Here is a 6,045-nt window from a genome sequence, read left to right as displayed (position 1 = left end):
TCGGCTTGTTTGAGGATGGCCATGATTTGGCTATCGGTAAAGCGGGAGGTTTTCATAGAATTTCCTTTAAATCAAACAACTTAGAAATTCTACTTTTAACTCAGGTTAAGGGGCGGGGGTATTACCACTCTGCATGGTCGCCTAAAGAATCTCAGCGCCATGGGCTATATCAAGATGGCAGCGAATGCAGATGGACGCAAGAAAGAAGTTGTCCCGAGCAAAGCTGCCATTAAACGCTATGAAGAAATTTCCAAGTACCTAGAAAAGGCCGTTAAAGCAAGTTAATCAGCCCATAGATAGCAAAAAGTCCTTACTAGTAAGGACTTTTTTCATTTAGGAATACCAATTAAACGTTAAAGAGGAAGTTCAAGACATCACCATCTTTAACCACATACTCCTTACCTTCCGCGCGCATCTTGCCAGCCTCTTTTGCGCCTGACTCACCCTTGAATTGAACGAAGTCTTCAAAAGCAATGGTTTGTGCCCGAATAAATCCACGCTCAAAGTCAGTGTGAATCACCCCAGCTGCTTGAGGGGCGGTATCACCTTGATGAATTGTCCAAGCGCGGACCTCTTTAACACCTGCCGTAAAGTAAGTCTGCAAGCCTAGCAACTTATAGCCTGCACGAATCACGCGATCTAATCCGGATTCTTCCATGCCAAGGTCCGCCAAGAACTCCACCTTATCAGCATCATCCAGATCGGCGATTTCTGCCTCGATTGCTGCACATACGGCGACTACAGGAGCGCCTTCTTTAGCAGCGTGCTGGATCACAGCATCTAAATGAGGATTATTGGCAAAGCCATCTTCTTTGACGTTGGCGATATACATTGCTGGCTTTGCGGTAATCAAGCAAAGTGGCTTTAAAAGAAGGTCTTCTTCTTCGCTCAGCTTCATACTGCGCACTGGCTGAGCCTGATCTAGATGGGCTTGAACCTTGGTCAGCACGGCTACTAGGGCTGCCGCATCCTTGTCATTACCTGACTTGGCCGCTTTACTGGAGCGTTGGAGTGTTTTTTCAACAGTAGTTAAGTCGGATAAGGCTAGCTCGGTATCGATGACGCCAATATCGGAGATTGGGTCAATTTTTCCGGCTACGTGAATCACGTTAGCATCCTCGAAACAACGCACCACATGAGTAATCGCGTCAGTTTCCCGAATATTTGCTAGAAATTGATTTCCCAGGCCCTCACCTTTGGAGGCTCCAGCCACTAAGCCAGCAATGTCGACAAATTCGACGGCTGCAGGCAGGATGCGCTCAGGCTTGACGATCTCAGCCAAAGCGGCGAGACGAGGGTCAGGAACCTCAACCACGCCCACATTCGGCTCGATCGTGCAGAAAGGATAGTTTTCCGCCGCGATTCCAGCCTTGGTAAGCGCGTTAAAGAGGGTAGATTTGCCGACGTTAGGCAGGCCGACGATGCCACATTTCAAAGACATAGCTATATTGTAAAGGGCTAGTTTCGATATTATCGAGATATGTCAGAAGTTAAGAAAAATACCTCAGCCAAATTGCCAAAAAATACCTCCCAAATGCGGACAGTTGATGTCGTCGTAGTCGGTGGAGGCATAGCTGGCAAGGCTTGTGCGCTAGGCCTTGCTCAAATCGGACTTCAAACAATCCAAATTGCCCCCGACTTAGGGCAAGCCATCCCTGCCCCACAAGGCAATCAATGGGGGCAACGTATTTATGCCTTTTCCCCAAGCACTCAAAAATTATTGGCCCAATTGCAGGTATGGGATGCTATTGATCACAGCCGCATGCAGCCCGTTCGAGACATGAGAATTTTTGGTGATCGCGGAGAAAAGCATGACCAACTACATCTCTCGGCTTTTGAAGCAGGTACGCCCCAGCTAGCCTGGATTGGCGAATCTAATGTGATCGAACACACTCTTGACCAGGCCTCACGCTTTCAGAACAAGCTAGAGCGGATTGCTGATGTAGTGGAAAGTATTGAAGTTGATTTTGAAGGAGTAATGCTTCACCTCAAAAATGGTTCTGCCTTAAAGGCACAGCTAGTAATTGCTGCTGATGGTGCCAACTCACCTATTCGCGCTGAGCTAGGCATTTCCGCAAAAGAAGAGAGTTACTCGCAAAGTGCAGTGGTCGCCAATTGGATTTGCACCAACGCGCATCTAGAAACCGCCTACCAATGGTTTTTACCCGGTGGCGATATCGTGGCTATGCTGCCATTACCAAACAAACAAGCCTCGATGGTTTGGTCCACCTCTCCTGAAAATGCTGGAGAGCTGTTAAAGCTTGATCAAGCAGCCTGGTCAGAAAAATTCTCCTCGATTGCGAATGGCGAAATAGTCACTCAGCTTGGAATGCTCACCCTGAATTCAACGCCCGCCGCCTTTCCACTCAGAAGAATTCGTGCAAGCCGTTTTATTGGTCCAGAAGAAAATCCGAAAGTAGCTCTCATTGGAGATGCTGCCCATGTCATGCATCCTTTGGCGGGACAAGGTTTGAACTTGGGCTTGAGAGATGTTGCAACACTACTCAATATTCTGGGTAAGCGGGAATCTTTCCGACTACCAAACGATAAGGTGTTACTACGCCGTTACGAGCGTCAACGACAAGGCGATACCAGCGCATTTTTATGGGTAACAGATAAAATTAAGAAACTATTCTCAGGAAATAGTGGCACTGAAAAGCAATTGCGTAACTGGGGTTTGAGCATGGTCAATCGCAGTCACTTTATTAAACGGCGCCTTATTGAACGCGCTCTCGGAGATACTGATTTTGAATAAATTATTTTCTACTATTGCTTTAGCTTGCTCTCTCACCTTTTTAGTCGGAATAGTCAATGCTCAATCGGAGCAACAAGTCCGATCTGATCTGCAAAAGAAGATCGGCGCTAATGCCAAGATTAAAAGTGTTTCGCCCTCACCAATTCCTGGAGTTTATGAAGTGCTAGTTGGAAACGAGGTGTTTTACACCGATGCCAATAGCAAATATTTAATTCAAGGCGAAATCATTGAGATTGCTACGGGGAAAAATATTACCGAGCAAAAGCAAGCAGATCTCAATCGCATTAAATGGTCTGAGCTTATTCCAGCAAACGCACTTAAAGCAGTCCGCGGCAACGGTAGTCGACAAATCGCTATTTTTTCAGACCCTAATTGCGGTTACTGCAAGCGTTTGGAAAAATCTTTACAGCAATTAGATAACGTGACTGTCTACACCTACTTAATTCCGATTTTGTCGCCAGACTCCGCGCAGAAGTCCAAACAAATCTGGTGCTCTGCTGATCCACAAAAAGCCTACATTGATTGGATGATTAATGGAATTGCCCCAAGCGGTAAAAGCGATTGCACTTCTCCGCTAGATAAAAATATGGCCTTTGCTAAAACCTATGGCATTACAGGCACACCCACCATCTTCTTTACAGATGGCAGTCGATTTCCAGGCGCCGTTCAAGTCACCGATATCGAAAAGAAATTTAGTAGCCTGAAATAATGCTCATGAGTTCAGTAAATACTTTGGAATTACCCGCCACTCAATACACCATCTGGTCCGCCGATCTGCATGGTCACCACTTTCATGTGAAATTGCGTATTGAGAACCCATTACCTAATGGACAGATTGTGCAAATGCCAGCGTGGATTCCGGGGAGTTATTTGATTCGGAACTTCAGCAAGCAAATCGAAACGATCGAGGCTTTTGCGGTCGACAATCCTAATGAAGCTCTATCACTAGAGCGCATCGATAACGATCAATGGCGCCTACCAAATGTAGCAGGCCCCGTGGAGATTCTGACAACGGTCTATGCATTTGATTCCTCAGTGCGCGCTGCATATCTTGACACTGAACGTGCGTTCATTAATCCAAGTAGTTTATGTTTGGCAGTCAAAGGTCAAGAGTCTTTACCATCCGCTTTAGTGCTGATTCCGCCCAAAGATACTTGTGCAAATTACTGGACCATTCAAACAGGCTTACAAGCAGTCAAAGTAGATGCGCAGGGCTACGGATTTTATTTAGCTAAGAACTATGATGACTTGCTAGATCATCCGATCGCAATGGGGCAATTTCAGATTGCGCATTGGCAATCGAATGGTGTATCTCATAGTATGGCCATTCAGGGCTGCATTCACGAAATTGATCTGGAGCGCTTAGCAAAAGATCTTCAATCAATTTGTACTTGCACAATTAATCTCTTTGAACCAAAGACTAAAGAAGCTCCTTTCCAAAATTATTTGTTTTTAGTAAATGCAGTGCTATCTGGTTATGGCGGACTGGAACATCGCAATAGCACCGCCCTATTATGTCGACGTGATCAGATTCCCCAAATCAATACCCCGCTAGATGAAACATCTTATCGTGAGTTTTTGGGCCTCTGTAGCCATGAATACTTTCACGCCTGGTTAGTAAAGCGCATTCAACCCAAAGCATTCCAACCCTATCAACTCGATCGCAGAAACCATACCCGCTTGCTGTGGTTATTCGAAGGCTTTACGAGCTACTACGATGACTTGCAGTTATTCCGCAGCAAACGTATCGATCTAAAGACTTACCTCAAGTTAGTTGCGAACAACTGGAATGGTATTTTGCGGGGGCCCGGAAGGTTGAAGCAAAGCTTAGCTGACAGCTCCTTTGATGCTTGGACCAAGTATTACCAAGCTGATGAGAACACACCGAATATGGTGGTGAGCTATTACGGTAAAGGCGCATTGCTTGCCCTGGGTCTAGATTTAAAGATTCGGGCATTTACAAGCAATCGTCAATCCTTGGATGATTTAATGCGCCTGATCTGGCAAACGCATGGCGTTACGCTAGATGGCATTGCTGAAGATGGCTTAGATGACTTGATGCTCAAACTTCTTGGCAAAAAATTCTCCAAAACCTGGAATGAATTTAAGTCTCGCTACATTTTTGGCGTAGAAGATATTCCAATCCAGAAGTGGCTTGATCCAAAAACCATTTCGCTTAAACAAAAAACCCATTCCAAACTTGAGAAGATCAAACTCCAATTGGGATTGCGCCATAGCGATGCCAATGGCTGGCTAAAGATAACGCACGTGCTCGACGGCGGAGCAGCACAAGTGGCAGGCCTAGCTGCAGGAGATCTTATTGCCAGCATCAATGGTGAGCGTATTACTGCTGCTCGCTGGGATCATGTTTTATCTAGCTTGATCTCGGGACAAGTCATTCAGATTTGTTTTTATCGAGATGATTTAGAGCACGAGCGCATGACTGTTCTTGAGGATGCGCAAATTCCAAGCCAGTACACACTCACCCCAGCCGAGTAATGCACTCATTTTCTGCTGCTGATATTCCAGAAGACTGGCGAGCGCTCCTCGGAGATTATTTTGAGTCTTCTGAGTGGCAAGCGCTACAGACTAATCTCAGGACTGAGTTGAATAAAGAGGGGGATAAGATTTGCCCTGAGCCCCAGAATTTCTTCAAAGCGCTCACACTGACACCGCTTGCTAAAGTCAAAGTAGTGATCTTGGGGCAGGATCCATATCACTCCCCGGGACTTGCTCAAGGCTTGGCTTTTTCGATTCCTGGAGATATTCCAAGCAACTCCCGAGAATTTCCCAGTTCCTTACGCAACATCAGCAAGGCATTGGCATTGGAGGGTTTTGGGGCTCTGCCCAATGGCGATCTGCATCATTGGGCAGAGCAAGGCGTTCTCCTCCTCAATACTGCTCTCAGCGTTAAATTGGGTGAAGCGGGTAGCCATGCAAACTTAGGATGGAAATCCCTAATTGATAGGCTTATTGGTGGCTTGGCACATCAAAAGACACGTTTAGTCTGGATGCTATGGGGGGGTCATGCCCAATCCAAGCTTCCTCTCATTGAGAATGATCCGGGTCAATTAATCCTGCAATCCTCCCACCCCTCCGGATTAGGGGTCTACAAAACCGCTCAGCCATTTCTGGAGCCAGGCGGGATAGCAAGTTGCGGGCATTTCACGACAGCAAATGAGTGGTTAATTGAGCATCAGCAGTCGCCGATTCATTGGGTTGATAGTCATGCCAGCCCTGTGGATAAAGACTTATTTACCCTGATTGATTAGCTGAAAATATTAAAATGA

Annotated in this window: 6 protein-coding genes; 5 read left to right on the top strand and 1 reads right to left on the bottom strand. The window is 46.2% G+C overall.

The window, feature by feature from the left end; translation table 11 throughout:
- The first annotated feature begins 159 nt into the window (after window positions 1–159).
- Window positions 160–285 carry a hypothetical protein gene (locus tag ICN12_RS10855; RefSeq protein WP_255537667.1) on the top strand — a complete coding sequence of 42 codons (126 nt, stop codon included), beginning with the start codon at window positions 160–162 and terminating at the stop codon, window positions 283–285.
- Window positions 286–346: 61 nt separating this feature from the next.
- Here the strand turns inward: ICN12_RS10855 and ychF are convergent, their stop codons facing one another.
- Window positions 347–1,441, bottom strand: a complete 1,095-nt coding sequence (ychF, locus tag ICN12_RS03260) for a redox-regulated ATPase YchF (protein WP_216270614.1) — start codon at window positions 1,439–1,441, stop codon at window positions 347–349.
- Window positions 1,442–1,480: 39 nt separating this feature from the next.
- On the opposite strand from ychF, the gene ICN12_RS03255 reads away from it, so the two are divergent.
- The 4 genes from ICN12_RS03255 to ICN12_RS03240 are packed head-to-tail and all read left to right on the top strand — an operon-like array spanning window position 1,481 to window position 6,027.
- The gene (locus ICN12_RS03255) at window positions 1,481–2,755 is read left to right on the top strand and encodes an FAD-dependent monooxygenase (RefSeq protein WP_216270613.1); all 1,275 of its coding nucleotides are present in this window, start codon (window positions 1,481–1,483) and stop codon (window positions 2,753–2,755) included.
- On the top strand, window positions 2,748–3,464 hold the full coding sequence (locus ICN12_RS03250; RefSeq protein WP_216862125.1) for a DsbC family protein: 717 nt from the start codon (window positions 2,748–2,750) through the stop codon (window positions 3,462–3,464). Before ICN12_RS03255 ends, ICN12_RS03250 begins: the two co-directional genes overlap by 8 nt.
- A 5-nt stretch (window positions 3,465–3,469) precedes the next feature.
- Complete coding sequence (locus ICN12_RS03245; RefSeq protein ID WP_216270612.1) at window positions 3,470–5,254, top strand: M61 family metallopeptidase; 1,785 nt, start codon at window positions 3,470–3,472, stop codon at window positions 5,252–5,254.
- Window positions 5,254–6,027: a uracil-DNA glycosylase gene (locus tag ICN12_RS03240; protein ID WP_216270611.1), complete on the top strand. Its 774-nt coding sequence runs from the start codon at window positions 5,254–5,256 to the stop codon at window positions 6,025–6,027. The genes ICN12_RS03245 and ICN12_RS03240 overlap by 1 nt, the downstream gene beginning before the upstream one ends.
- Window positions 6,028–6,045 lie beyond the last annotated feature (18 nt).

It is taken from the genome of Polynucleobacter sp. AM-25C3 (assembly GCF_018882335.1).
Taxonomy (GTDB): domain Bacteria; phylum Pseudomonadota; class Gammaproteobacteria; order Burkholderiales; family Burkholderiaceae; genus Polynucleobacter.
This window is presented reverse-complemented; position numbering and strand designations above follow the sequence as displayed.